This window comes from Streptomyces sp. NEAU-YJ-81 (genome assembly GCF_017592595.1).
Lineage (GTDB): Bacteria > Actinomycetota > Actinomycetes > Streptomycetales > Streptomycetaceae > Streptomyces > Streptomyces hygroscopicus_B.
On the sequence record NZ_JAGFNO010000001.1, the window covers coordinates 1,088,127 to 1,111,040 of the forward strand.

The window sequence follows — 22,914 nt, forward strand, 5'->3', positions numbered from 1 at the left end:
CGAACGCGCAACGAAATAGCGGCGCGACGGGAGAGGCGGGCGGCATGAGACACGCGGATCGTATGGCCGGTTCGGGCACGGCGGGCAGCGGCGGCAGCGTGCACGGCGTGAGCAGCGTGAGCGGCATAGGCGGGCAGCAGCCCGTGGGAGTTCGGGCCACGGCCGCCCGTTACGCGCTGCTGCCACTGCGGATCTTCCTCGGCGTCACCTTCGTCTACGCCGGGATCGACAAACTCACCGACTCGGCCTTCCTGTCCGACTCGGGCACCGGCTCGATCGGCGAGCTGATGCGTCAGGTGCGGGACACCTCGGCCCTGCCGTGGATGGTCGACCAGGCGCTCAAGGACCCCACCGCCTTCGGCTACGCCATGGCCTACGGCGAACTGGCCGTCGGCCTGGGCATCCTGGTGGGCCTCCTCTCCCGCCTGGCCGCCTTCGGCGGCGCGCTGATCTCGCTGAGCCTGTGGCTCACGGTCAGCTGGCAGTCGGACCCCTACTACTACGGCAATGACCTGGCCTATCTGATGGCGTGGCTGCCGCTGGTGCTGGCGGGGGCGCCGTATCTCTCCCTGGACGTCGTCATCTCCAAGCGCCGGCGCAGGCAGGGCTCGCAGCTCTTCACGTAGGGCGCGAGTCTTCACGTAGGACGTGACGCTTTACGCAGGACCTGTAGGGCGCGTGACGCTTCGCGCAGGGCGTGGCCGGGGCCCCGGGCCCCGGCCCGTCAGCCGAGGATGCGGAAGCCGTTCCGGACCTCGTCGAAGATCGGCCGGTAGGTGCCCCAGTCCGCGTCCGGGCCGCTCAGGTAGATCGCGTACTCCTTCTCGCCCTCCTTGCCGAAGCCGAGGTCGATCGCGCGGTACATCCGGACCTCGCCGCGGAACTTGAACTCCCAGATGGCGGCGGGCAAGCCCTGGTACTTCGTCTCCTGCAGCCGCAACCGCTCGTAGATCGGGTACGCCTTCTTGTCCTTGAACCCGACCTCGAGGTCCTCGAAGTGCTGGACCTGGTCACCGGAGGCGAAGTCCAGGACGTTGATCCTCAGACCGACCAGCCCGTTGGGGTCGAGGTAGCGGACCTCCTGGGTGCGGTCGACCGTGTTGCCGTCGGGGTCGGACTGCTCCTGGCGGGACCAGCCGTCGGGGATGGGGAGGGAGAAGCCGAACTTCTTCTCGGTGACGATGTGGTAGCCGGACGGCGGGGTGTACGGCTTGTTCGCGGGGGCCGACGGCTTGTCCGTGGCGGAGGACTGCCCTCCGCCGTTCTTCTGGCCGTTGTCGTGGTCGAAGCCGAACAGATAGACGCCGCCCGCCACGGTCACGACCGCCAGGGAGGCCGCCACGGCCGTCCGCACCGCCTTACGGCTCTTGCGCGCCGGAGCGGGGGCGGGCGGGGGCACCGGCGTGTGCGTCGTCATGGACGGCGTCGACGCGGTGAACGGCGTGGACGTGGGCGGGGTGTGCTGCTGCCCGGGGATGTTTCCGGTGCCCGGCGTGTTCCCCGTGCCCGGGGTGTTCCCCGTGCCCGGGGTGTGGTGCGGAAGCCGTGGGTCCGACGGGTACGGAGTGCTCGGTGTGTGCTGGGCGTTCGGCGCGCTCGGTGTGTGCGGCGGGCTCGGTGTGTGGGCCGTGTGTGAATACGGGGTCGATGTCGTGGGCGGGTTCGGCGAGGCGTTGGATGTGGTGCTCGTGGTCCCGCCCGTGGCCGTGCCGGGCTCCCGTCGCGTCGACAGATTCATGGTCGCGTCGAGCGGCGGCGTCGACAGCGATGTCGTCTCGGCCTCCGCCGCGGGCAGCCGCAGCGCCCGTTCGGTTTCCTCCGCCGAGGGCCGCAGTTCCGGCTCCTTCGCCAGCAGGCGCTCGATCAGCGGACCCAGCGCCCCCGCCTGTTTGGGCGGGTCCAGCGGATCGACGGCGATCGCGTAACCCGTCTCGATCGCCGTGGCCTTGCGGAACGGCGGCCGCCCCTCGACCGCCTGGTAGAGCGTCGCCCCCAGCGCCCAGAGGTCCGACGCGGGGCCGGGTTTGCGGCCCCTGACCCGCTCGGGCGCGATGTAGTCGATGGAGCCGACGACCTCGCCGGTCTTGGTCAGCGTCGAGGTGCCGGTGGCCATCGCGATGCCGAAGTCCGTGAGCACGACCCGGCCTTCGGGGCCGAGCAGCACATTGCCGGGCTTGACGTCCCGGTGCAGCACCCCGGCCGCGTGCGCGGCGCGCAGGGCGGCGATCATGCCGCGGCCGATGCGGGCGGCCTCGTCGGGGGCGACCCGTGCGCCGTTCTTCAGCAGGTCGGCGAGGGTCGTGGAGGGCACGTACTCCATGACGATGCAGGGCAGTCCGTAGTGGTCCACCACGTCATGGACCACGACCACATTGGGGTGGGTGATGCGGGCCGCGCTGCGCGCCTCGCGGCGGGTGCGTTCGTGCAGCGTCGTCAGCTCGTCCTCGGCGAGGTGCGGAGAGACGTAGAGCTGCTTGACCGCCACCTGGCGGCCCAGCAGTTCGTCCTCCGCGCGCCACACCGTGCCCATGCCGCCACGGCCGATCTTCTCGACCAGGCGGTAACGTCCGGCTATCAGGTGGCCTTCGTCCGACACCGCTGTCCCCTCCCACACGTTCGATGCGACACGATAGCCGCCGTGACCCTTGGGGAGATCTCAGGGAAGACCTAGGGGGCATGCCGGATGTCGCGGGTACGGCCCTGTTGTCACCATGGAGGTATGACCGAAGCACCCACCGTGGCGGACGAGGCCGAGACCGCGTCCGGTTCCCGCCTGTCACAGACGCCACTGCGGCGCAGTCGTGACCATAAGGTGATCTCGGGGGTGTGCGGAGGGCTCGGCCGCTACTGCGATCTGGACCCGGTGATCTTCCGGGTGGTGCTGTCGGTGCTGGGCGTCGCGGGCGGTCTCGGCCTGATCGTGTACGGCTTCTGCTGGCTGCTGATCCCGTTCCACGGCGAGGACGAGAACGAGGGGCGCAGGCTGCTCTCGGGGCGGGTCGAGGGCCCGGGGCTGACGGCGGTGCTGGTGGCGCTGGTGGGCTGTGGGCTGTTCCTGTCGATGCTCAACAACGGCGGCGTCATGTACTTCTCGTTCATGCTCGCCCTCGCGGCGGCCGGTGCGGGCTACTGGTCGCACCACCGCCGCCAGGCGGTGAGCGTGGGCGCGGTGGACCCGGCCACGGCCCAGGCGGTCGCCGACGCGCCGCCCGAGACCAAGGCCCCGCCCACGCGCGGCGGCCCCGCTCCGTCCTGGTGGCGCGACCCGATCGTCAAGGACGGTACGACCGGGCCGCTCGGCTTCGCCTCGGGGTCCGGCGCCGGGTCGCGTACCGGCTATCTGTGGGGGCCGGACGACGGCCCGTACGACAAGGCGGAGGCGAAGGCGGAGCGGGCCCGCCGGGTGCGGGACCGGGCGTCGATCGGCGGCTGGGCCTTCCTGGTGGCGGTCGCCGCCGCCGTGGTAGGGGCACGGGCGGGGTGGTCCTCGCAGCCGCTGGGCACCAGCCTCGAGATCGGGTTCGCCTGTGCGCTGGGCGTCTTCGGGCTGGCCCTCGTCATCGGCTCCCGCTGGGGCCGCGCCGGCGGCGGCACGGTGTTCCTCGCGCTCCTTACGAGCGTGCTGCTGGCGGGCGCGGCGGCCCTCCCCGATTCCGTCACCCCCGACTGGGCCCGCCGCACCTGGGCCCCGACCTCCGTGAACTCCCTGCGCGGCGGCTATGAGCTGGGCGGCGGCGTCGCCGAGTTGAAGCTGGACCGCCTGCCCCTGGAAGCGGGCAGCACCGTCTCCAGCCGGGTGGAGATGGGCGCGGGCAAGCTGGCTGTGACGGTCCCGCGCGACGCCCGGGTGAAGCTGGACATCGAGGTTGGGATCGGCGACATCTGGCTTCCGGGCGAGAAGACGAACAACGTCGACATCGGGCCGGGCCGGGAGCGCAGGCTCACCCTGGGCCCGGCGGGCGGCGGCAAGGCCGAGGGGACGGTCTCGCTGAAGCTGGAGCTGGGGCTGGGCACCGTGGAGGTGAAGCGATCATGAGGCGCCATTCGTTCGGTCACTCGTTCGGCCACTCGGCCCCCGATCGGACTCGCCATGCGTTCGAGCCGGGCAAGCTGGTGGCCGGCCTGGTCATCCTGGGCGTGGCCGCCGCGTATGGGATGGACGCGGCCGGAGAGTGGGACGTCCGCCCGGAGATCGTCCTCCCGGCACTCCTGGGCGGCCTGTGCGTGGCGGCCCTGACCTCGGCGCTCACCTACGCCGTCCGCCGCCGGTCGCGGCGTGCGACCCCTGAGGAGGGCCAGGACTGAGGGGGAGGGCTGGGGGCGGGGATTGAGGGGGAGGACTGAGGGCGCCTGCGGGGCGGTGGCCGGGCGCGTGTGTGGGTGTGTGGGGATGTGTGTGGGTGTATGGGGTGTGTGTGGACGTCTTGAGGGGGCTGCGGGGCGGGACCCCGGGGTGGCGGGGTCGGGGACCCGGGGAGGGACCCCGGACGCCGGGTCGGGGAACGATCAGGGGCGACCCTGATGCCCACTGTCGGCCGGACGTGTGACGATCGAGCCATGACCGCCGCCGTACCCCCTACGACCCCCGAGCCACCCCCGCGCAAGCTCTACCGCAGTGCCGAAGGCCGCCTTCTCGGCGGTGTGGCGCGAGGGCTCGCGGGGCATCTCGGGCTGCCGGTCCTGTGGGTGCGGATCGTCTTCGTCGCGTTGTTCATGGCGGAGGGGTTCGGCGCGCTCGTCTACGCGCTCTTCTGGTTCATCGTCCCGCTCGGCGTCGGCGGCGTGGAGACGATGGCCACCCGCCCGCTCACCACCGTGGGCCCCGACGGCCGCCGCCGGATCCTGGCCCGCAGGCCGGAGCGGGGCCAGATCATCGCGCTGGTCGCTCTCTGCGTCGGCATGGGCATCTTCATCCAGGGCTTCCACCTCGGCCGCGCCAACACCTACATCTGGCCGCTCCTCCTCATCGGCGCGGGCGTCGCCCTCTTCTGGCGCCAGGCGGACAACGCGCGCCGCGCCCAGTGGGTCGAGCTCAGCCGCAGCAAGCGGGTCCTGCCCCTGGCCCGTGGCGCCACGGGGGTCGTGCTGGTGGCGGCCGGGGTGTCCGGGATCGTCGTCCTGCAGGGTTCGGCCAAGCACCTGGGGGCCGTGCTGCAGGCGGCCCTGGCCGTTCTCGTCGGCATCGCGCTGCTGGTGGGCCCGTATGTGGTGCGGATGACGCAGGACCTCTCGGAGGAACGGCTGATGCGCATCCGCGCGCAGGAGCGGGCGGAGGTGGCGGCCCACGTCCATGACTCCGTGCTGCACACCCTGACCCTGATCCAGCGGAACGCGGAGGAGCCTCGCGAGGTGGCCCGGCTCGCCCGCGCCCAGGAGCGGGAGCTGCGCGCGTGGCTCTACCGGCCGGAGGGCACGGGCAAGGACGAGGCCGAGGAGCCGGACACCCTCGCGGAGGCGGTGAAGAAGACGGCGGCGGAGGTCGAGGACCACCACGGCGTCCCGATCGAGGTGGTGGTGGTCGGTGACTGCCCGCTGGACGAGAAACTGAGCGCACAGATACAGGCGGCGCGCGAGGCGATGGTCAACGCGGCCAAGTACGGTGGCGACGGCGGGGCCGTCCAGGTCTTCGCCGAGGTCGAGGGGGCGACGGTGTTCATCTCCGTGCGCGACCGCGGCCCCGGCTTCGACGTGGACGCGGTGCCGGAGGACCGGATGGGCGTACGCGAGTCGATCATCGGCCGGATGCAGCGCAACGGCGGCACGGCCCGGCTGAGATCAGCGCCGGACGGGGGCACGGAAGTGGAGCTGGAGATGGAGAGGGCGGCGACGACATGACCGACGCGTATGGCCTGCCGGCCGGTAACCCAGGCGGCGAGGGGGGCCCTGCCGCGCCAGGCGGCCTCCCGGCCTTCGGGGGCAGCACCCCTGTCTTCGGTGGCCCGTCGGCCTTCGGCGGCGGCGCCCCGGCCTTCGGCGGACCGCGTGCAACGGCGGCCCAGGGGGCCCCGGGTGGCGTGCCCATGGCGGGCGGTGTCCCCACGGAGGGTGACGCTTCCGCGGCGGGCGGGTCTCGCGTGTCGGGCGGCTCTCGGGTATCGGGTGGTGCCTCTGCGGCGGGCGGCTCTCGTGTGTCGGGTGGTGCCTCTGCGGCGGGTCGCTCTGGCGTAACTGGCGGCTCCTCCGCGGCCGGTGGCTCTCGGGCGTCGGGTGGCTCCGGTCGCGCCTCCGCGCTTGGCGGCACGGCTGCGGCCGGCGGGACCCCCGCCTCCAGCGACCCGGGCGCGTCGGGCGGCACGGGCGCGTCGGGCGGCCCGGGCAAGGCGGGCGGCCCGGGTGGTTCGGGCATGGCAGGCACGGGCGGCACGAGCGCGTCGGGCAGCACGGGCGGCCTGGGCACGGCAGGCGGCACGGGCGGCCTGGGCGCATCAGGTCCGGCCGGTGGCGTTCCCGCGCCAGGTCCGGCCGGGGCCGGGGGCGCCGGGGCCGACGATGCCGCCGTGCCGCGCCGCGTGCGCGTCGTGCTCGTTGACGACCACCGCATGTTCCGTACCGGAGTGCAGGCCGAGATCGGGGAGACGGCCCGGACCGGCGTCGAGGTGGTCGGCGAGGCCGCCGACGTCGACCAGGCCGTGACCGTGATCACCGCGACCCGTCCCGAGGTCGTGCTGCTCGACGTCCACCTCCCCGGCGGGGGCGGCGTCGAGGTGCTGCGCCGCAGCGCCTCGCTGATGGCCGATCAGGAGCGCCCGGTGCGCTTCCTCGCGCTCTCCGTCTCGGACGCCGCCGAGGACGTCATCGGGGTCATCCGCGGCGGCGCCCGCGGCTATGTGACCAAGACCATCACCGGCACCGACCTCGTCGACGCGATCTTCCGGGTCTCCGAGGGTGACGCGGTCTTCTCGCCGCGCCTCGCCGGTTTCGTCCTCGACGCCTTCGCCTCCACCGACGCCCCGCCCGTGGACGAGGACCTGGACCGGCTCACCCAGCGCGAGCGCGAGGTGCTGCGCCTCATCGCGCGCGGTTACGCCTACAAGGAGATCGCCAAGCAGCTGTTCATCTCGGTGAAGACGGTCGAGAGCCATGTCTCGGCGGTGCTGCGCAAGCTCCAGCTCTCCAACCGCCATGAGCTGACCCGCTGGGCGACGGCCCGCCGCCTGGTCTGAGCTGGAAACGGGGCGGACCGCGGCCGCTCAGCCCGGCATCTCCATGCGCTGCGTGCCGATCATCGACAGCAGCCGCAGGGCCCCCTCGGACGGGCTACGCGCCGTGACCGATGGGCCTCACCCGAGGCCGAACTCCGGCTCGACCCCCGTCAGGTCGCGGCTCGCCGACCACAGGCGGGCCGCGACCTCCGCATCCGCCAGATGACCTCGGACGGGCCGGCGGCGGGGGGTGCCGCGGAGGCCGAAGACCCTCGGGGCCCACAGTTCGCCGCCGCTGACGGACGGGTCGAGAACCGCCCGTACGGCGCTCCAGGCGGCCGCCTCCTTGCCCTGGACGAGGATTCCGGCGGGCAGCCCGCGCAGCCGTTCGCCGGTCGTGGGGGTGTGGAGGGGCGGGCGGGACGGGGTGAGGGAGTCGAGCGCGCCACCGGGGTGGGTGACCACGCTCCGCACCGTGCTGCCGGCCGTCCTCAGCCGGCGGTCGAGTTCGAAGCCGAAGAGCATCTGGGCCAGTTTCGACCGTCCATAGGTGCGGTCCGGCCGGTAGTCCCGGGTGCTCTCGAGGTCGTCCAGGTCCAGCCGCTCGGACGTGGCCGCGAAGCTGCCCGTGGTGACGACCCGGCCCTCGGGGGCGGCCGCCAGCAGCGGTGCCAGCCAGTGGGTCAGCGCGAAGTGCCCGAGGTGGTTGATCCCGAACATCGCCTCATGGCCGTCCCCGGTCTCACGGCGGGGCGGCTGGTCGAACTTCACCCCGGCGTTGTGGACGACCGCGTCCAGCCGGTCCGTCCGCAGGGCTTCCGCGGAGGCTTTCAACGAGGCGAGGTCGGCGAGGTCCAGCCGGATATGCCGCACCCGGGCTTCGGGGACCCGGGAGCGGATCGAGGCCGTGGCGGCGTCCGCCTTGTCCGCGTCCCGGCTGCCGAGGACGACGGTGGCTCCCGTACCAGCGAGCTGTTCGGCGACGAAGTACCCGATCCCCGCGTTGCCTCCGGTCACCAGAAAGGTCTTACCGTCGGCGCGCGGCAGCCGATGGACGTCCCATGGCGCGGTTGAGGCTTCGGACGAGTCGGTGGAAGGCATGGGGGCTCCTGGCGTTCGTGAGGGCGGACCGGTGACCGAATGTGGCTGACGCGGCCACATGTCAGCCTTACGGTTGCGACCGACGCCCCACCGACAGAGCGCCGTCATCCGGTGGCGCCCGCCGACAGACCCCCGTCAGCCGCCGTCCCCTCGCCGACAAGTCCCCGTCACCCACCGGCCCCGCGGGACCGGCCCGGGACACCTACGCCGGGCGGGCCGCTCCCGCGAAGGGCATGTCGGCGACGGAGGCCACCCGGACGGGGGCGCCCGGGCGCGGGGCGTGGATGATGCGGCCGTCGCCGACGTAGAGGCCCACATGGCTGACGCCGGAGTAGAAGAAGACCAGGTCGCCGGGGGCCAGTTGGTCGCGGGTGACGCGCCGGCCGGCGTTGATCTGGGTGTAGGTGGTGCGGGGCAGGGCGACCCCGGCGGCGCGCCAGGCGGCCTGTGTGAGCCCGGAGCAGTCGTAGCCGTGGGGGCCGGTGGCGCCCCAGACGTACGGCTTGCCGAGGGCCGCGTAGGCGTAGGAGACGGCGCGGGCGGCGCGGCCCGCGGTGGGGGAGGCGGTGCCGTCGGCACCGGCCTTGTCGCCGTCCTGGGCCGCCAGCAGGCGCTGTCGCTGCTCGAGGGTCAGCCGGTCGAGGAGGCGATCGGCGGCGGCGAGCCTTTGCTGGACGGTCCGCTTGTGGTGGGCGGCCGCCGTCTGGGAGGCGCGCAGAGCGGCGAGGCGGTCGGCCGCCTCGCCGCGGACCTGGCGTAATTTCCGCTCCTGACGGCCGACGGAGGCGATCAGGACGGCCTGGCGGTTGCCCGCGCGCTCGGCGAGCGAGGCGCGCTGAAGGTACTGACCGGGGGAGGAGGACAGGGCGAGCTGGAGGGCCGGGGCGATCGTGCCCGAGCGGTACTGGGCTGTGGCGAAGGCGCCGAGGGCGTTGCGCGCGGCGTTGAGCCGGGTGGTGCGGCGGGCGGCCTGGTCGCGCAGCGCGTCCAGCGCCGCACGGGCCTTGTCGGCCTTGTCCTTCGCGCCGTTGTACCTCTCGGTGGCCTCCTCGGCCTGCCGCTGGTACTGATCGACCTTCGCCTTCACCTGCGCGGGGGTGAGGCGGTTCTCGGCGTGCCCGGTGCCGTCGAGGAGGGTGGCGGACGCGGCGCCGGTGAGGGCGAGGAGCGCGGCCGCGCGGGCGGTGCTGCTGGTGAGCGAGCGCTGCTTGGGCTTCCTGTGCGACGCCACTGCGGCGGTTCACCTGGTCTTTCTTGGGCATTCCAGGACATTCCGCTGATCCTGGACCCTCATGGGGAGCGGACGGACAGGCGGCAGTCCGCCGTGAGGCGGGGACCCTCAGTTGACGGGAAGCGGACTGCCGCCTGGAGGAGGAAGTTAGGCCGGAAACCGGGGGTCGTGCGGGGGATTGAACGGGAGTGCACGGATTTCGTCGCTCCCGTGACGGCGGCTGATCGCCCGGCGAGTGGGGTGGTCGGGAGTGTGGGGCTGCCGTGACCGAAGCGTCGATAGGGGCCCACCCGAGTGCCGGGTGATGATATGCGCGCGGTTAGTCTCCGGAGCCATGGACGTACTCATTCACGTGTTCGTCGGCCTGCATATCGTCGGCATCGGCGCGCTGCTCGGCGGCTTCTTCTCGCAGTTGAAGGCGATGGGCGCGGGCGAGGCCCGGATGACCCCGGCGATGCTGCACGGCGCGCTGACCATGCTGGTCACCGGCGCGGCGCTGGTCGGGCTCAATCAGGCCGACGACAACAGTGTCAACAACATCAAGATCGGTGTGAAGCTGGCGCTGCTGATCGTGGTCCTCGGCCTGGTGTATGTGAAGCGCGACGAGGAGAAGGTAGAGTCTGCCGCCTTCGGTGCGGTAGGTGCCTTGACAACGGCAAACATTTTCATCGCCGTGCTGTGGACCTGACGAGCTGATCATCTGAGGTAATCCCGAGACAATTCCGACACCTTTTCGACACGATCCTGAGGCAACCGTTTGCACTCGCGAGCTGTCTGGGTAAAGAGCGAGGCAGTCGAGAGGAGTGGCCATGGGGGCAGTGGGGGCAGTCAGAAGCAGGCATGGTCGGCGCGCGGGCCTCGTGCTGGGGCTGGCGGGGATGACGGTGCCGCTCGCGGTCGCCGTCGCCGGTCCGGCGCAGGCTCAGGCACGGCCGGCCCAGGCACGGCCGCTGGGCAGGTCGGCCGGATCGGTGACACCGGCGACCATGGCCGCGTCGTCGTGCACGACCAGCGTGGGGCCGTATCAGAAGCAGGCCGAGCGGTTCCTGGGCCGCCCCGTGGACGGGCGGCAGTCGCGGGCGGACTGCCTCGCGATCCAGAAGTTCCAGGTCAACCACGGCATCAGCCCGACGATCGGCTACGCGGGCCCGATCACCTCGGGCGTGATGAGCCTGATCAACGCCCAGAAGGCCGCCGGACACAACCCGAACGCGGCGAAGAAGTGCCCGACCAACAAGGGCCGCATCGCCTGCGTCGACCTCACCCGGCAGCTCAGCTGGATCCAGGACGGCTCCCGGCTGGTCTACGGGCCGGTGCCGGTGCGGTCCGGGCGGAACGGCTTCGAGACCCGCACCGGGCTGAAGAAGATCTACTGGCGGAACATCGACCACTGGTCGACGCTCTACAAGGTCGCCATGCCCTACAGCCAGTTCTTCGACGGCGGTCAGGCGTTCCACTCGATTGCCGGGAGCGTATGGTCCCCGCCCGGCTCCCACGGCTGCGTCAACATGCGCACGGGCGAGGCCAAGAAGTACTGGAGCCTGCTGAAGAACGGCGACGACGTGTACGTCTACGGGCGCAAGCCCGGCACGTGAACGGCACATGAGCCGATGACGTGACGATGCCGCTGCCCGGGGCCCAGCCCCGGGCAGCGGCACATCGGGGGCCCGCACGGCCCCCTCGTGTCCTGCGCGGCCCTCGTGTCCTACGCGGGCCGCACGCTCCCGTAGATCGGCATCTCGGTGATCGGCGCCTTCTTCACCACATCGCCCGGCTTCGGCGCGTGGATCATCATCCCGTCGCCGACGTAGAGGCCGACATGGCTGATGTCGTCGTAGAAGAAGACCAGATCGCCCGGCTGGAGTTCGGACGTCGAGACGCGCGTACCGGCCTTCACCTGGTCCCAGGTGGTGCGCGGCAGCGAGATCCCGGCCGTCTTCCAGGCCGCCTGCGTCAGCCCTGAGCAGTCGAAGGAGCTGGGACCGGTCGCGCCCCAGACATACGGCTTGCCGAGCTGCGACTTCGCGAAGGCGATGGCCTGGGCCGCCTTGGAGCTGTTGGCGGGGGCCGAGGGCGCCGTCGAACCGGAGCCGCTGTCTCCGTTCTGCTCCTGCTGCTTCTTGCGCGCGGCCTCCTGGCGCTGCTTCTCGGCGAGCGCGGCCGCCTTACGGCGGGCCTCTTCCGCCTTCTTCTTCTCGATCGCCGCCAGCCGCGCCTTCTCCTTGGCGGTCAGATTCGCCAGCAGCCGCCGGGCCTCGGTCAGCTTGTCCTGGACGGTCTTCTTCTGGGTCTTCAGCTGCTTCTGCGACGCGGTCAGCGAGGCGAGGCTCTCGCCGGCCTTACCGCGCTCCTTGGCGGCGCTCGCCTGCTGCTTCTGGAAGTCGTCGACGGCCTGCTTCTGCCGACCGGTCAGCCGGTCGATCAGATGCGACTGGTCGAAGACGTCCTGCGGATCGTTGGAGAACAGCAGGGTCGCGGCGGAGCGGGCCATTCCGCCGTCGCGGTACTGGGCGGTGGCGTAGGCGCCGAGCGTGCGTCGCGCCTCGTTGAGCTTCTCGGTGCGCTGGGCGACGGAGTCCAGCAGCTTGTCGACCTTGGCCCGCTGCTGATCGGCGCGCTCCTTGGCGGCGTTGTAGCGCTGGGTGGCGCTCTCCGCCTGGTGATAGAGGGTGTCGACCTTCTCCTTGACCTTGTCGATCGACTGGGTGGCCGGCTTGGGGTCGTCGCCCGGCGCGGCGTTGGCCGTCTGGGAGAGGAGGGTGACGGATGCGAGGGCGGCCGTGGTGAACCCGACGGCCGTACGGCGGCCGTGACCGGTGAGCGGGGCCGGTATTCGGCTCCGCGGCTTGCGATGCGACGCCAAGGGAGGCGCTCCTTCCGTGGACCGCCTACCGGGTTAGCTGTCGGGTTCGGGCGGTACGGAAGGTTGCCCTACGGCCGTGTCCGGGCGGCACTTCCGTGCCACGCCGCTTCGGGCCGATTCACCCCGGTGTTGCGTTGTCGGGTCCCCGGCTCCGGGCGCCTTACGGCGGTGCCGGACTCGGCGGAGGCAGCCCGTGCCGACGTGGTTCGCCGACGGATCTTCCGGGCCGCCTGACGCAGGACGGTAGCCAACACGTGGGGCTCCTGTGAAGACTGGTGGCCGTTTTGCCCGAAACCGTTTCGTGATGTTCGGGCATCGGCTGTCAGTGGGGCGGCCTAGACTCGGGGAGCGATGAGCAGCCTCTTTGACGACAGCTTCCTGGCGGACCTCGGGCCTCCTCCGAACCAGGAGCCACCACCGCCGCCCGAGGATTCGGCGCACCCCGGCCCCGATGGTGCCGAGGACGTGCCGCATCACCTCTTCAGCGGCGGCTTCGACGCGCCCGTGCCCCGGGAGGCCCACTACCGGGACGGTGCCGCGCGGCCCGTCGTGGACCCGTCCGCCCTGCTCGAGGGGTTGAACGAGCAGCAGAGAGCCGCCGTTGAGCACACCGGCTCGCCGCTGCTGATCGTCGCGGGCGCCGGCTCCGGAAAGACCCGGGTGCTCACCCACCGCATCGCCTATCTGCTCGGCGCCCGCGGCACGCACCCCGGCCAGATCCTCGCCATCACCTTCACCAACAAGGCGGCGGGCGAGATGAAGGAGCGGGTGGAGGAGCTCGTCGGCCCGCGGGCGAACGCCATGTGGGTCTCCACCTTCCACAGCGCCTGCGTCCGCATCCTGCGCCGCGAGTCGAAGAGGCTCGGCTTCACCTCGTCGTTCTCGATCTACGACGCCGCCGACTCCAAGCGGCTGATGTCGCTGGTCTGCCGGGATCTGGATCTCGACCCCAAGCGGTTCCCGCCGAAGTCCTTCAGCGCCAAGATCTCCAACCTGAAGAACGAGCTGATCGACGAGGAGACCTTCGCCGGACAGGCCACGGACGGTTTTGAGAAGACGCTCGCCGAGGCGTACGCGATGTACCAGGCGAGGCTGCGCGAGGCCAACGCACTGGACTTCGACGACATCATCATGACCACGGTCAATCTGCTCCAGGCGTTCCCGGACGTGGCCGAGCACTACCGCCGCCGCTTCCGGCACGTCCTGGTGGACGAGTACCAGGACACCAACCACGCGCAGTACACCCTCGTGCGCGAGCTGGTGGGCACGGACACCGAGGAGACCACGGCAGCCGAGCTGTGCGTGGTGGGCGACGCCGACCAGTCGATCTACGCCTTCCGGGGCGCCACGATCCGCAACATCCTCCAGTTCGAAGAGGACTACCCCACCGCGCGGACGATCCTCCTCGAGCAGAACTACCGCTCCACCCAGACCATCCTGAGCGCGGCCAACGCGGTCATCGAGCGCAATGAGAACCGCCGCCCGAAGAACCTGTGGACCGAGGCCGGCGCCGGGACCGAGATCACCGGCTATGTGGCCGACACCGAGCACGACGAGGCCCAGTTCGTCGCCGACGAGATCGACCGGCTCACGGACGCGGGCGACGCCAAGGCCGGTGACGTGGCGGTCTTCTACCGGACCAACGCCCAGTCCCGTGTCTTCGAAGAGATCTTCATCCGGGTCGGGCTGCCGTACAAGGTCGTCGGCGGCGTGCGCTTCTACGAGCGCAAGGAGGTGCGGGACGTCCTCGCCTATCTGCGGGTGCTGGCCAACCCCGAGGACTCCGTCCCGCTCCGCCGGATTCTGAACGTGCCCAAGCGCGGCATCGGGGAGCGCGCGGAGGCCATGATCGACGCGCTGGCGCTGCGCGAGAAGATCACCTTCCCGCAGGCGCTGCGCCGGGTCGACGACGCGTACGGCATGGCGGCCCGCTCGGCCAACGCCGTCAAGCGGTTCAACACGCTCATGGAGGAGCTGCACACCATCGTGGAGTCCGGGGCGGGCCCGGCGACCGTCCTGGAGGCGGTGCTGGAGCGCACCGGCTATCTGGCCGAGCTCCAGGCGTCCACCGATCCGCAGGACGAGACCCGGATCGAGAACCTGCAGGAGCTCGCCGCCGTGGCCCTGGAGTTCGAGCAGGACCGCGGCGAGGAGAACTCCGGCACCCTCGCGGACTTCCTGGAGCAGGTCGCGCTCGTCGCCGACTCCGACCAGATCCCCGACGAGGACACCGACGGCTCCGGCGTGATCACGCTGATGACGCTGCACACGGCGAAGGGCCTGGAGTTCCCGGTCGTCTTCCTCAGCGGCATGGAGGACGGCGTCTTCCCGCATATGCGGGCGCTCGGCCAGACCAAGGAGCTGGAGGAGGAGCGGCGGCTGGCCTATGTGGGGATCACCCGGGCCCGCGAGCGGCTCTATCTGACCCGCTCGACGATGCGCAGCGCATGGGGCCAGCCCGCGTACAACCCGCCGTCCCGCTTCCTGGAGGAGATCCCGGACCAGTATGTGCGGTGGCGGCGCACCGGGCCCGCCACCCCGTCGGCGTCCATGGGCAGCATCGCCTCGACCCCGCCGTCGGGGCTGTCGTCCGGTCTGTCGTCGTCGCGTTCGCGCGCCGGGGGCAGCGGGTTCGCGACCCGGCGGGCCAAGGAGCGTCCGGTGGTCGCGCTGGCCATCGGCGACCGGGTCACCCATGACTCGTTCGGGCTCGGCACGGTGGTGGCGGTGAAGGGCAGCGGGGACAACGCGGAGGCGACCATCGACTTCGGCGAGGAGAAGCCGAAGCGGCTGCTGCTGCGGTACGCACCGGTGGAGAAGCTGTAGATGTGGCTGTGGCGGCCGAAGTGCTGAGGCTGTAGCGCGCCGGGGGCGCGCTACAGCGAGCGGTCAGAGTCCGGGGCCCGGGCCGGTCAGGTCGGGTCGAGGCCCTGGCCGCGCAGCCAGGGCAGCGGGTCGATGGCCGAGCCACCGCCGGGGTGGACCTCGAAGTGCAGATGCGGGCCGGTGGAGTTACCGGAGTTCCCGGAGTACGCGATGGTCTCCCCGGCCTTGACGGTCCCGGAGCGGATCTTGGCGCTGCTGAGGTGGCAGTACCAGGTCTCCGTGCCGTCCGGGCTGGTCAGGACGACCATGTTGCCGTAGGCGTCGTTCCACTGCGTCGTCACGGTGCCGTCGGTGGCGGCCATCACGGGCGTGCCGTAGCTCACCGGGAAGTCGATGCCGGTGTGCACGGACATCCAGTTGATACCGGCCTGCCCGAACATGGCGCTGAGGCCGTGCTGGGCGACGGGCAGCGCGAACTTCGGGCGCAGCGCCTCCTTGCGCGCCGCCTCGGCGGCCTTCCGCTTCTTCTCGGCGGCCTGGCGCGCCTGGAGGTCGATCCGCTCCTGGGTGCGGCTGGCGCGGTCGCGGAAGTCGTCGGCGCCCTCCCGGACCCCGGCGAGCTGGGAGTCCAGCTTGCTGTTGGCCACGGAGGGCTTCACGGGGGCCGCCGCGGTGTCGGGGGCGGCCTGAGTGGTGGACTCGTCCTTCTTGTCGCTTCCCACACCGCTGACCGAGGCGGCGGCCACGGCGGTGACGCCCAGGGCGCAGACGGAGGGGACGGCGACGGTGAGGAGCGCGGAGCGCTTGGGGCGGGGCGAGGGGGTACGGCGGCGACCGCGGCTCGCCTCCCGGCGGGGGGAGGGGGCGGATTCCCGCACGGCCGCCGCCTCGGGTTCAGGTTCCGCTTCGGGGGCCGGGTCGTACGACTGGTCGGACTCGTGGACCGGGTCGAAGACGGCGGTGTGCTCGAAGGCGCCGGTCTGCTCGGCGACGGCGGCCTGCTCGAACGCGGCCGTCTCGTCGAACGCGGCCGTCTGCTCAAAGGTGTTGGGCTCGAAGGCGTTCGGCTGCTCGAAGGCGCCGGCGTGCTCGAAGGCGTTCGCCTCGAACACGGCCGTCTGCTCGAAGCTGTTCGGCTCGTGCTCGGGTTGGTGCTGGTGCTGGTCGAACCCTGTCTGGTCGAGCCCGGAGTGGTGGTCGAGCCCCTGCTGGTCGAAGCCCGAGTGGTCGAGCCCCGGCTGGGCCGGCCCCGAGTGGTCGTAGTGCTGCGCCTCGTCCACGGTCCCGTAGGCGGAGGTGTCCCAGAACTGGGTCTGGCCGGTGTCCACGCCCGAGGTGTACGCCTCGGCCTCGTACCCCGCGCCCTGGTCCCACTGACCCGGCATCTCGGTGTGGCCGGTGGCGCCCGTGTCCCAGGCGCCGATGTCCCACTGGGCGCCGGTTTCGGCGTCCTGCTGGGCGGGGATGCCGGTCGGCAGGTGATAGCCGGCGGCGGCCCACATCGCGGTGGTGTCGTAGGAGCCGGAGTCGTAATGAGTCGTGTCGTACTGCGCCGCGTTGTAGTGGCTCGTGTCGTACGACCCGGTCTGATGCTGGTCGGCCGTGGCCCACTGCGAGGCGTCGTACTGACCGCTGTGGGCGCCCTGCCCGTCGTCGTACGCGCCCGGGAGCGTGCCGAAGAGCGGGTCGCCGTCACCGTAGGCCGTGGCCAGGTGGGCGAAGCTGCCGGTGGAATAGCCGTCGTACCCGGCGTAGCCGTGCGCTGTGTCCTGTCGCTGACCGTAAGCCTCGTCGTACGGATACGAGGCGTCAGGAGCGGGGACGGTCGGAGGGGCCCCCGACGGGTGACGGTCGTTCACCACCAACTTCTCTTTCGCCTCGGCTGCAGGAGAATTAGCGGCGACTGTACCCGGCGGTACGCGGCAGCGACAATCTTCCGTGAGTTTTGAGCACCACGGCAAAGGGCATTTGGCCGTCTTTCGGCTGACTGTACGCAGTTCCTTGGCCGGGTGTTCGATTGGCGTTCGGCAATTTCGGGCCTGCTGAACTACCGGGAGAGGACCTTGTGCCGCCGTGCGGCAGTCCCTCGTCCCCTCGTCTCACGCCACCGAGACCGCGCCCGAGGCGTCCGTCGGCGCCTCGTCGGCGGCATCCAGGGCCTCGCGGATCCGTACGGCCACGGAGGAATGCACCGCCAGGGCGAGATGTCCGATTCCGTTGACGCGGATGTTCTGGGAGATCACATCCGGATGGTCTATCCGGGCCGTCTCCGCCGGGATCATCAACTGATCCACATCGCTCCAGAAAGCGATGAAACGCGTACGGCAATCAGGGGCAGGTTGCCGCAACTCCGTTATCACCTCGGAGTCCGGGCACATCTGGCGCACGAGTGGATGTGCGGACAACAAGGGCGCGATACGGGTGCCGCTGTGCGGAGTTCCGAGCGTCACCAGGGTGTGGACACGGGCGTCCCCGCCAAGACGCTGGACGTAGTAACGGGCGATCAGACCGCCCAGGCTGTGCCCGATGACGTCCACCTGACCATGGCCGGTGCGGGCGCAGACCTCCTCGACATGACGGCCGAGCAGCGTGGCGGCGGTGCGCAGATCGCAGAGCAGTGGCGAGTAGTTGAGCGCCTCGATGTGCAGCCGGCCGTGGCGGCCGAGCGAGCGGCGCAGCGGTACGAAGACGGACCGGTTGTCGATGAAGCCGTGGAGGAGCAGGACGGGCCGGTGGGCCCGGCCGTCCGTGGGCAGGCGCGCCGCCGCGCCGGGCGGCGGCGGAGCGGGCGGGCGCTCCTGGCGCAGCCCGGTCGGATAGAGCAGCAGATGCCCGGCGAGCAGTGCCAGGTCGAGGGCGATGGCCCGGAGCTGTTGGATCTGTACGAGGCCCATGGCGGCCGACCTCCCGCAATGCGGCGCACAGGAGGCGGCTGGAGGCTCCCCCCGTATGCCCTCATGGGCAGCCGGTCGCTTCGGGCGTGGTCATGAGCCCCGGTCATGAGCCCCGGTCATGAGCCCGGGGCAGGGCGCCGGTCAGGGCGCTTGGTCAGGGCGACTTCGGCCGTGCGGTGGCCCGATGTCCTCCGGCACCGCATGGGGAAGGCGCGCTGTGACCGCATGACGCAGGACCGCCCGTCGCACCGCGGCGCCATGCGGCTCTCGACGGCGCTGCGCGGTGCGACGGTCCCCGCTGCGGCTCCCCTGGTGTGGCCGGCCCGAAGCGTATGCGGCGTCCGCGCGGTGGATGCGCGGCGTGCGCGGATGCGGATGCGGGTACGGCCTTCAGTGAACGTGTCCCACGTGTGATTTCCCCCTCGCGGCGCGCCGCGAAACTGCCCGGTAGGGGATGCTGGAGATAACGTTCGTTCACGTCGATGCGGGCGATGGCTCGAAGGGCTTGAAGAGCTTGGAGGCTGCGATGGGTGTGACCGGTCCGATCCGTGTGGTGGTGGCCAAGCCGGGACTGGACGGCCATGACCGCGGGGCGAAGGTGATCGCGCGGGCACTGCGCGACGCGGGCATGGAGGTCATCTACACCGGACTCCACCAGACGCCCGAGCAGATCGTCGACACCGCGATCCAGGAGGACGCCGACGCCATCGGGCTGTCCATCCTGTCCGGTGCCCATATGACCCTGTTCGCCAAGGTGCTGGAGCTGCTGCGGGAGCGCGAGGCGGAGGACATCAAGGTCTTCGGCGGCGGGATCATCCCCGAGGCGGATATCCGCCCGCTCAAGGAGCAGGGCGTCGCGGAGATCTTCACCCCGGGCGCGACGACGACGTCCATCGTGGAGTGGGTGCGCGAAAACGTCCGCCCGGTAGCCGCCTGACCTGCCGGTTCGGCGTGGGGCGGGCGTGGGGCGTACGGCGCCGGGTTGTACGGGGCCGGGCCGTGCGGCGCTGGGTCCTGCGGCGCTGGGCCGTTCCGCGTCGGTCGTACGGCGCCACGTTGTGCCCGGGTGACGCCTGGCCCCGTGGGGGTGGACGTCCGTCTATCGGCCCGCAGCCCGCAGCCCGCAGCCCGCAGCCCGCAGCCCGCAGCCCGCAGCCCGATGCCTGGGCCGGCCTCCGTGCCTGACGCCCGGGCCCGAGTCCGAGGTTGATGCCCGGGCTTGCCCCAGAGGCTGACGCCGGAACCCGACCGGGCCCGGAACCCGACCGGGCCCGGAGTTCGACCGGCGCAGCCCCACCCTCGGAGGCAGGACCGGATCCCGGGGCCCGACTGGGTCCGGAGTACGACCGGTCCGGAGCCGATAGGAGGCGCCGGAACCCGACTGGATCCCCGGACACGGCTGGATCCCGGAGCACCTCCGGCCCTGGCGCGCACGCGGGCCGCGGAGCATTACCGGCTCGGGCACGGCAGAGGCCCCGAGCACGACCGGAGGCCCCCGAGCACCCCCGGCCCAGGCGCGCACGCGGGCCGCGGAGCCATTACCGGCTTGGGCACGGCGGGGGCCCGGAGCACGGCCGGAGGCCAGGGCATCCGCGGGCCCTCGGGCCCGCTTCGCCGATCACGCTGGTTCGAGCTCGGCTTGCATGGCCGCCCTCAGCCGGAGCGTGCCCACCAGCCGCTGGAACGCCTCCGCCCAATAGCCCCCGGCTCCCGGCGCCGCCCCCTCCGACTCGTCCGGTATCGCCGTCAGCACCTCGAGCCGATCCGCCTGCGCCGGGTCCAGACAGCGCTCGGCCAGGCCCATGACCCCGCTGAAGCTCCAGGGGTAGCTGCCCGCGTCCCGTGCGATGTCCAGCGCGTCGACGACGGCCCGGCCCAGCGGCTCGGCCCAGGGCACCGTGCACACCCCGAGCAGCCGGAAGGCGTCGGACAGGCCGTGGGACGCGATGAACTCGGCCACCCACTCCGCCCGCTCCCGGGCGGGCAGCGCGGACAGCAGCTTCGCCGGGTCCCGCCAGGCGGCGGGGGCCGCCTCCCCGGCGGTGACCGGCGCCACCGCCGGGGTGCCGAGCAGCGCGCGGCACCACTCCGCGCTGCGCTGCCGCACCGCGGCCCGGCACCAGGCCGCGTGCAGATCCGCCTGCCAGCCGTCCGCTACGGGCAGCGCCACGATCTCGGCGACGCCGCGTCCGCCGAACCACGCGCTCCAGCGGTCCAGCGGGGTCGCCTCCACCAACTGGCCCAGCCACCACGACCGTTCCCCCCGGCCGGAGGGTGGCTTGGGCGCTATGCCGTCGCGCTGCATTCCGCTGTCGCACTCGTCCGGCGGCCGGACGGTTATCCATTCGGCGGCGGTCGGCTTGTCAGCGGTCAGCTTGCCGGTGGCCGCCTCACCACCGGTCAGCTCACCGCCGGTCACCTCGTCGGTGGTCAGCGAGACGCAGCCCCGCGACCGCTCGGCCATGCGCGCGGCGAGCGCGGAGCCGGGGAGCGCGGAGAGCAGCTCGGCTGCGGTCGCCCGGACGTTCCGGCTGCGGTCGGACAGCGCCTGTTCGAGGAACGGCTCATCGGACGGGGAGAGATCGTCGCGCAGCGAGTCCAGGAACATCAGCCGGTCCTCGGCCCGCTCGGTCGACCAGGTGCCGCTGAGCAGGGCCAGCCCCGCCGCCGGGTCGCGGTGGCGCGCCGCCGCCAGCAGCGACACCCGCTCGGCGAACAACCCCTCCTCCCACAGCCGCTGTTCATCGTCCGGGCCGGTGGCCGTCCCGGACGGCTCCGGGAGCGCTGTGGGAGCCCGGCCCGCCGTGCCCCGCAGCGCGAACTTCCAGTCCGGGTTGAGCCGGGCCAGCCACAGCGCGCGCGGCCCGCCGAGCGTCAGTGCCTCGGGCCGCAGATCGGTACGGGCACGCGCCGCGTCGAGAAGGGCCGGGAGCAGCGCGTCGGGCACGCGATAGCCGTGGTGATTGGCCAGGGCGAGCCACTGCGGCAGCAGCTCGGCGAGGTCGGGAGCGGAGCGCGGACCGCCGCGCCCCGGCGCCGAGCGGTCGGCGAGCAGCATCGCCAGCCTGCTGCGGGCGGCCGTGGGCAGCGCCGGACGCGGATCGTCAGGCGCCCGGCCGGGCCCCGGCCGGGCGGGCGCGGGCCGCAGCCCGGCCCGCCGCCGCACGGTGCTGAGCGCGGCCGCGTCCAGCAGGGCGGACGGCGCGTCCTGCCCGGGGCGTGGCGCGACGGGCGGGGTGCGCCGCTCGGTGCCGAGCAGCGCGGCCGCGACAAGATCGTCCCAGGACGCGGTGGGGGTCGTAGTGGTCAACGGGTGCCTCCCTGCGCTGCCGTGTCGATGAGCGAGACGGGGGTCGGGTCCCAGGCCGTGAGAGGCGAGAAGCCGCGATGGCCGCACTCCCCGAAGACGGTGACCGGGCCACCGCCGGATATGGCCATCAGCTGCCACAGATCGGTGCGCCCCGCACACCACGGATCGACGGGCAGCGCAGAGCCGCTCCGCTCATCCGCAAGCTGCCAGCCGCCGTCCCCCGGGACCGGCACCACATCGGCGAGCACGACCGGCCAGCCGTCCAGCCACGGATCCTCCCCGAGTGCCGCCCCATAGGCCGCGAGCGCGGTGTCGACATCGCACCCCTCGGGGGCCGACGGCGACGTGGGAGCTGGGGCGGGCGGCAACTCCCCGTGCCGGGTGCCGATCGCGGCACGCAGGGGCCGGGCCGCCGGGTAATACGTGAGGTCGGCGTCGAGGACCAGGCCGGTGGGCAGGGCGAGCTCCGGGGACTGGCCGGGGGCGCTGAACGAGAGCAGCAGCGCCATACGGCGCGTGCGCTCGCCCCGCAGCCAGATCCTGCGGGTGGTCAGCCTGCCGTCCATGCCGTCCTGGCGGCCCAGGGCCAGCCAGCGGTCCCGGATCGGCTCCCCGGTCGCCAGCAGCTCGGCCACCGGCGTCGTAAGGCCCACGCGGGTGCGCGTGGTGGCGGCCAGCTTCTCCGGGAGGCGGTCCAGGTGGAGGAAGCCCTGGTTGAGGAGGTGGGCCAGCGCGCACTCCTCCAGCAGCCGGGCGGGCCACCCCGGACCGGACGACGGAATCGCGGCCAGCTCCCGCACCCGCGTCTCGAGACCCGGAGCCTGGGCGTCGACCATCCGCGCGGCCGTCTCGTCCCATGCCCCGTACCCCGCGCGGTCGGCGGCGGCCAGACCGTCGCGGAGCAGATCGGCGAGCCGCCGCTCCAACTCCGTGGCCCCCGCGGCGATGCGCTGGGCCCGCCGCTCGGCGCGGCGGCGGGCCGCCTCCGGATCGGCCGCGCCTCCGCTCTCCCCTCTCCCCGCGCCGTCTCCCGTCTCGCCGCCGCGGCCCGGGCCCCCATCCCGGGCCGCGGCGGCGAGCTTCTCGGCCCGCTCCCGCCGGTCGCCGAGCCACTGCTCGGCCCACTCCGGCGGCTCCCCGCCCCCGGGCACGCCCCCCTCGCCGGACGTCCACAGCAGCAGCAGGCCCAGCGCGTGCTTGCACGGGAACTTCCGGCTCGGACAACTGCACCGATAACCGGGCCCGTTCAGATCGACAACCGTCTGGTACGGCTTGCTGCCGCTGCCCGCGCACAGCCCCCACACCGCCTGGCCGTACGCGCCCGCGCCCGACCACTTGCCGGCCGCGGCGAGCTTGCCGCCCGCCGTGCGTGACGTGGCGTCAGGAGCCAGGGCCAGCACCTGCTCCGCCGTCCAGCGTTCCCCCTGCGGATTCATGTCTGCGACGGTACGGGCACCCACTGACAATTGCCCTGAGCTGGGCGTTCGTTGACCGGGGCCGGGTTGTCAGTGGGGTGGTGCAGGGTGGTTCACACGTCCGGAAACGGA

17 protein-coding genes and 1 riboswitch are annotated in these 22,914 nt (G+C 72.2%); of the genes, 9 read left to right on the top strand and 8 right to left on the bottom strand.

Annotated elements, in window-relative coordinates; all coding sequences use genetic code 11:
* Nucleotides 1–44: 44 nt before the first annotated feature.
* Nucleotides 45–626, top strand: coding sequence for a DoxX family protein (locus J5X86_RS04730; RefSeq protein WP_208515489.1), 582 nt, complete (start codon nt 45–47; stop codon nt 624–626).
* A gap of 98 nt (nt 627–724) precedes the next feature.
* Here J5X86_RS04730 and J5X86_RS04735 read toward each other — a convergent pair whose 3' ends face one another.
* Nucleotides 725–2,596, bottom strand: a complete 1,872-nt coding sequence (locus J5X86_RS04735) for a serine/threonine-protein kinase (RefSeq protein ID WP_208515490.1) — start codon at nt 2,594–2,596, stop codon at nt 725–727.
* 123 nt (nt 2,597–2,719) lie between these two features.
* Here J5X86_RS04735 and J5X86_RS04740 point away from each other — a divergent pair, with 123 nt between their 5' ends.
* From J5X86_RS04740 to J5X86_RS04755, 4 genes are all read left to right on the top strand, one after another.
* Nucleotides 2,720–4,036, top strand: a complete 1,317-nt coding sequence (locus J5X86_RS04740) for a PspC domain-containing protein (RefSeq protein ID WP_243979249.1) — start codon at nt 2,720–2,722, stop codon at nt 4,034–4,036.
* On the top strand, nt 4,033–4,305 hold the full coding sequence (locus J5X86_RS04745) for a hypothetical protein (protein WP_208515492.1): 273 nt from the start codon (nt 4,033–4,035) through the stop codon (nt 4,303–4,305). Before J5X86_RS04740 ends, J5X86_RS04745 begins: the two co-directional genes overlap by 4 nt.
* Nucleotides 4,306–4,557: 252 nt before the next feature.
* On the top strand, nt 4,558–5,835 hold the full coding sequence (locus J5X86_RS04750; RefSeq protein ID WP_078642022.1) for an ATP-binding protein: 1,278 nt from the start codon (nt 4,558–4,560) through the stop codon (nt 5,833–5,835).
* Between the two features lie 662 nt (nt 5,836–6,497).
* On the top strand, nt 6,498–7,163 hold the full coding sequence (locus J5X86_RS04755; protein WP_260613728.1) for a response regulator transcription factor: 666 nt from the start codon (nt 6,498–6,500) through the stop codon (nt 7,161–7,163).
* Nucleotides 7,164–7,280: 117 nt separating this feature from the next.
* Here the strand turns inward: J5X86_RS04755 and J5X86_RS04760 are convergent, their stop codons facing one another.
* Nucleotides 7,281–8,243 carry an SDR family NAD(P)-dependent oxidoreductase gene (locus J5X86_RS04760; RefSeq protein WP_208515493.1) on the bottom strand — a complete coding sequence of 321 codons (963 nt, stop codon included), beginning with the start codon at nt 8,241–8,243 and terminating at the stop codon, nt 7,281–7,283.
* 202 nt (nt 8,244–8,445) lie between these two features.
* Nucleotides 8,446–9,474 carry a C40 family peptidase gene (locus J5X86_RS04765; protein ID WP_208515494.1) on the bottom strand — a complete coding sequence of 343 codons (1,029 nt, stop codon included), beginning with the start codon at nt 9,472–9,474 and terminating at the stop codon, nt 8,446–8,448.
* Nucleotides 9,475–9,808: 334 nt separating this feature from the next.
* Here J5X86_RS04765 and J5X86_RS04770 point away from each other — a divergent pair, with 334 nt between their 5' ends.
* Nucleotides 9,809–10,162 (top strand): hypothetical protein, encoded by a 354-nt coding sequence (locus J5X86_RS04770; RefSeq protein ID WP_078642019.1) that lies wholly within the window; start codon nt 9,809–9,811, stop codon nt 10,160–10,162.
* 121 nt (nt 10,163–10,283) lie between these two features.
* Nucleotides 10,284–11,069, top strand: a complete 786-nt coding sequence (locus tag J5X86_RS04775) for a L,D-transpeptidase (RefSeq protein ID WP_078642018.1) — start codon at nt 10,284–10,286, stop codon at nt 11,067–11,069.
* 110 nt (nt 11,070–11,179) lie between these two features.
* Here the strand turns inward: J5X86_RS04775 and J5X86_RS04780 are convergent, their stop codons facing one another.
* Nucleotides 11,180–12,337, bottom strand: coding sequence for an NlpC/P60 family protein (locus J5X86_RS04780; protein ID WP_208515495.1), 1,158 nt, complete (start codon nt 12,335–12,337; stop codon nt 11,180–11,182).
* A gap of 6 nt (nt 12,338–12,343) precedes the next feature.
* Nucleotides 12,344–12,530: riboswitch (cyclic di-AMP (ydaO/yuaA leader) on the bottom strand.
* 158 nt (nt 12,531–12,688) lie between these two features.
* On the opposite strand from J5X86_RS04780, the gene pcrA reads away from it, so the two are divergent.
* Nucleotides 12,689–15,163 (top strand): DNA helicase PcrA, encoded by a 2,475-nt coding sequence (pcrA, locus tag J5X86_RS04785; RefSeq protein ID WP_208515496.1) that lies wholly within the window; start codon nt 12,689–12,691, stop codon nt 15,161–15,163.
* Between the two features lie 86 nt (nt 15,164–15,249).
* On the opposite strand, the gene J5X86_RS04790 is transcribed toward pcrA, so the two are convergent.
* A complete protein-coding gene (locus J5X86_RS04790) occupies nt 15,250–17,025 on the bottom strand; it encodes a M23 family metallopeptidase (RefSeq protein ID WP_374229218.1) in 1,776 nt (591 codons plus the stop codon).
* A gap of 237 nt (nt 17,026–17,262) precedes the next feature.
* Nucleotides 17,263–18,057, bottom strand: coding sequence for an alpha/beta fold hydrolase (locus J5X86_RS04795; protein ID WP_208515498.1), 795 nt, complete (start codon nt 18,055–18,057; stop codon nt 17,263–17,265).
* Between the two features lie 526 nt (nt 18,058–18,583).
* On the opposite strand from J5X86_RS04795, the gene J5X86_RS04800 reads away from it, so the two are divergent.
* A complete protein-coding gene (locus J5X86_RS04800) occupies nt 18,584–18,994 on the top strand; it encodes a cobalamin B12-binding domain-containing protein (RefSeq protein ID WP_014061419.1) in 411 nt (136 codons plus the stop codon).
* A gap of 681 nt (nt 18,995–19,675) precedes the next feature.
* Here the strand turns inward: J5X86_RS04800 and J5X86_RS04805 are convergent.
* Nucleotides 19,676–21,367, bottom strand: a complete 1,692-nt coding sequence (locus J5X86_RS04805; protein WP_208515499.1) for a DUF5691 domain-containing protein — start codon at nt 21,365–21,367, stop codon at nt 19,676–19,678.
* A complete protein-coding gene (locus J5X86_RS04810; RefSeq protein WP_208515500.1) occupies nt 21,364–22,803 on the bottom strand; it encodes an SWIM zinc finger domain-containing protein in 1,440 nt (479 codons plus the stop codon). The genes J5X86_RS04805 and J5X86_RS04810 overlap by 4 nt, the downstream gene beginning before the upstream one ends.
* Nucleotides 22,804–22,914 lie beyond the last annotated feature (111 nt).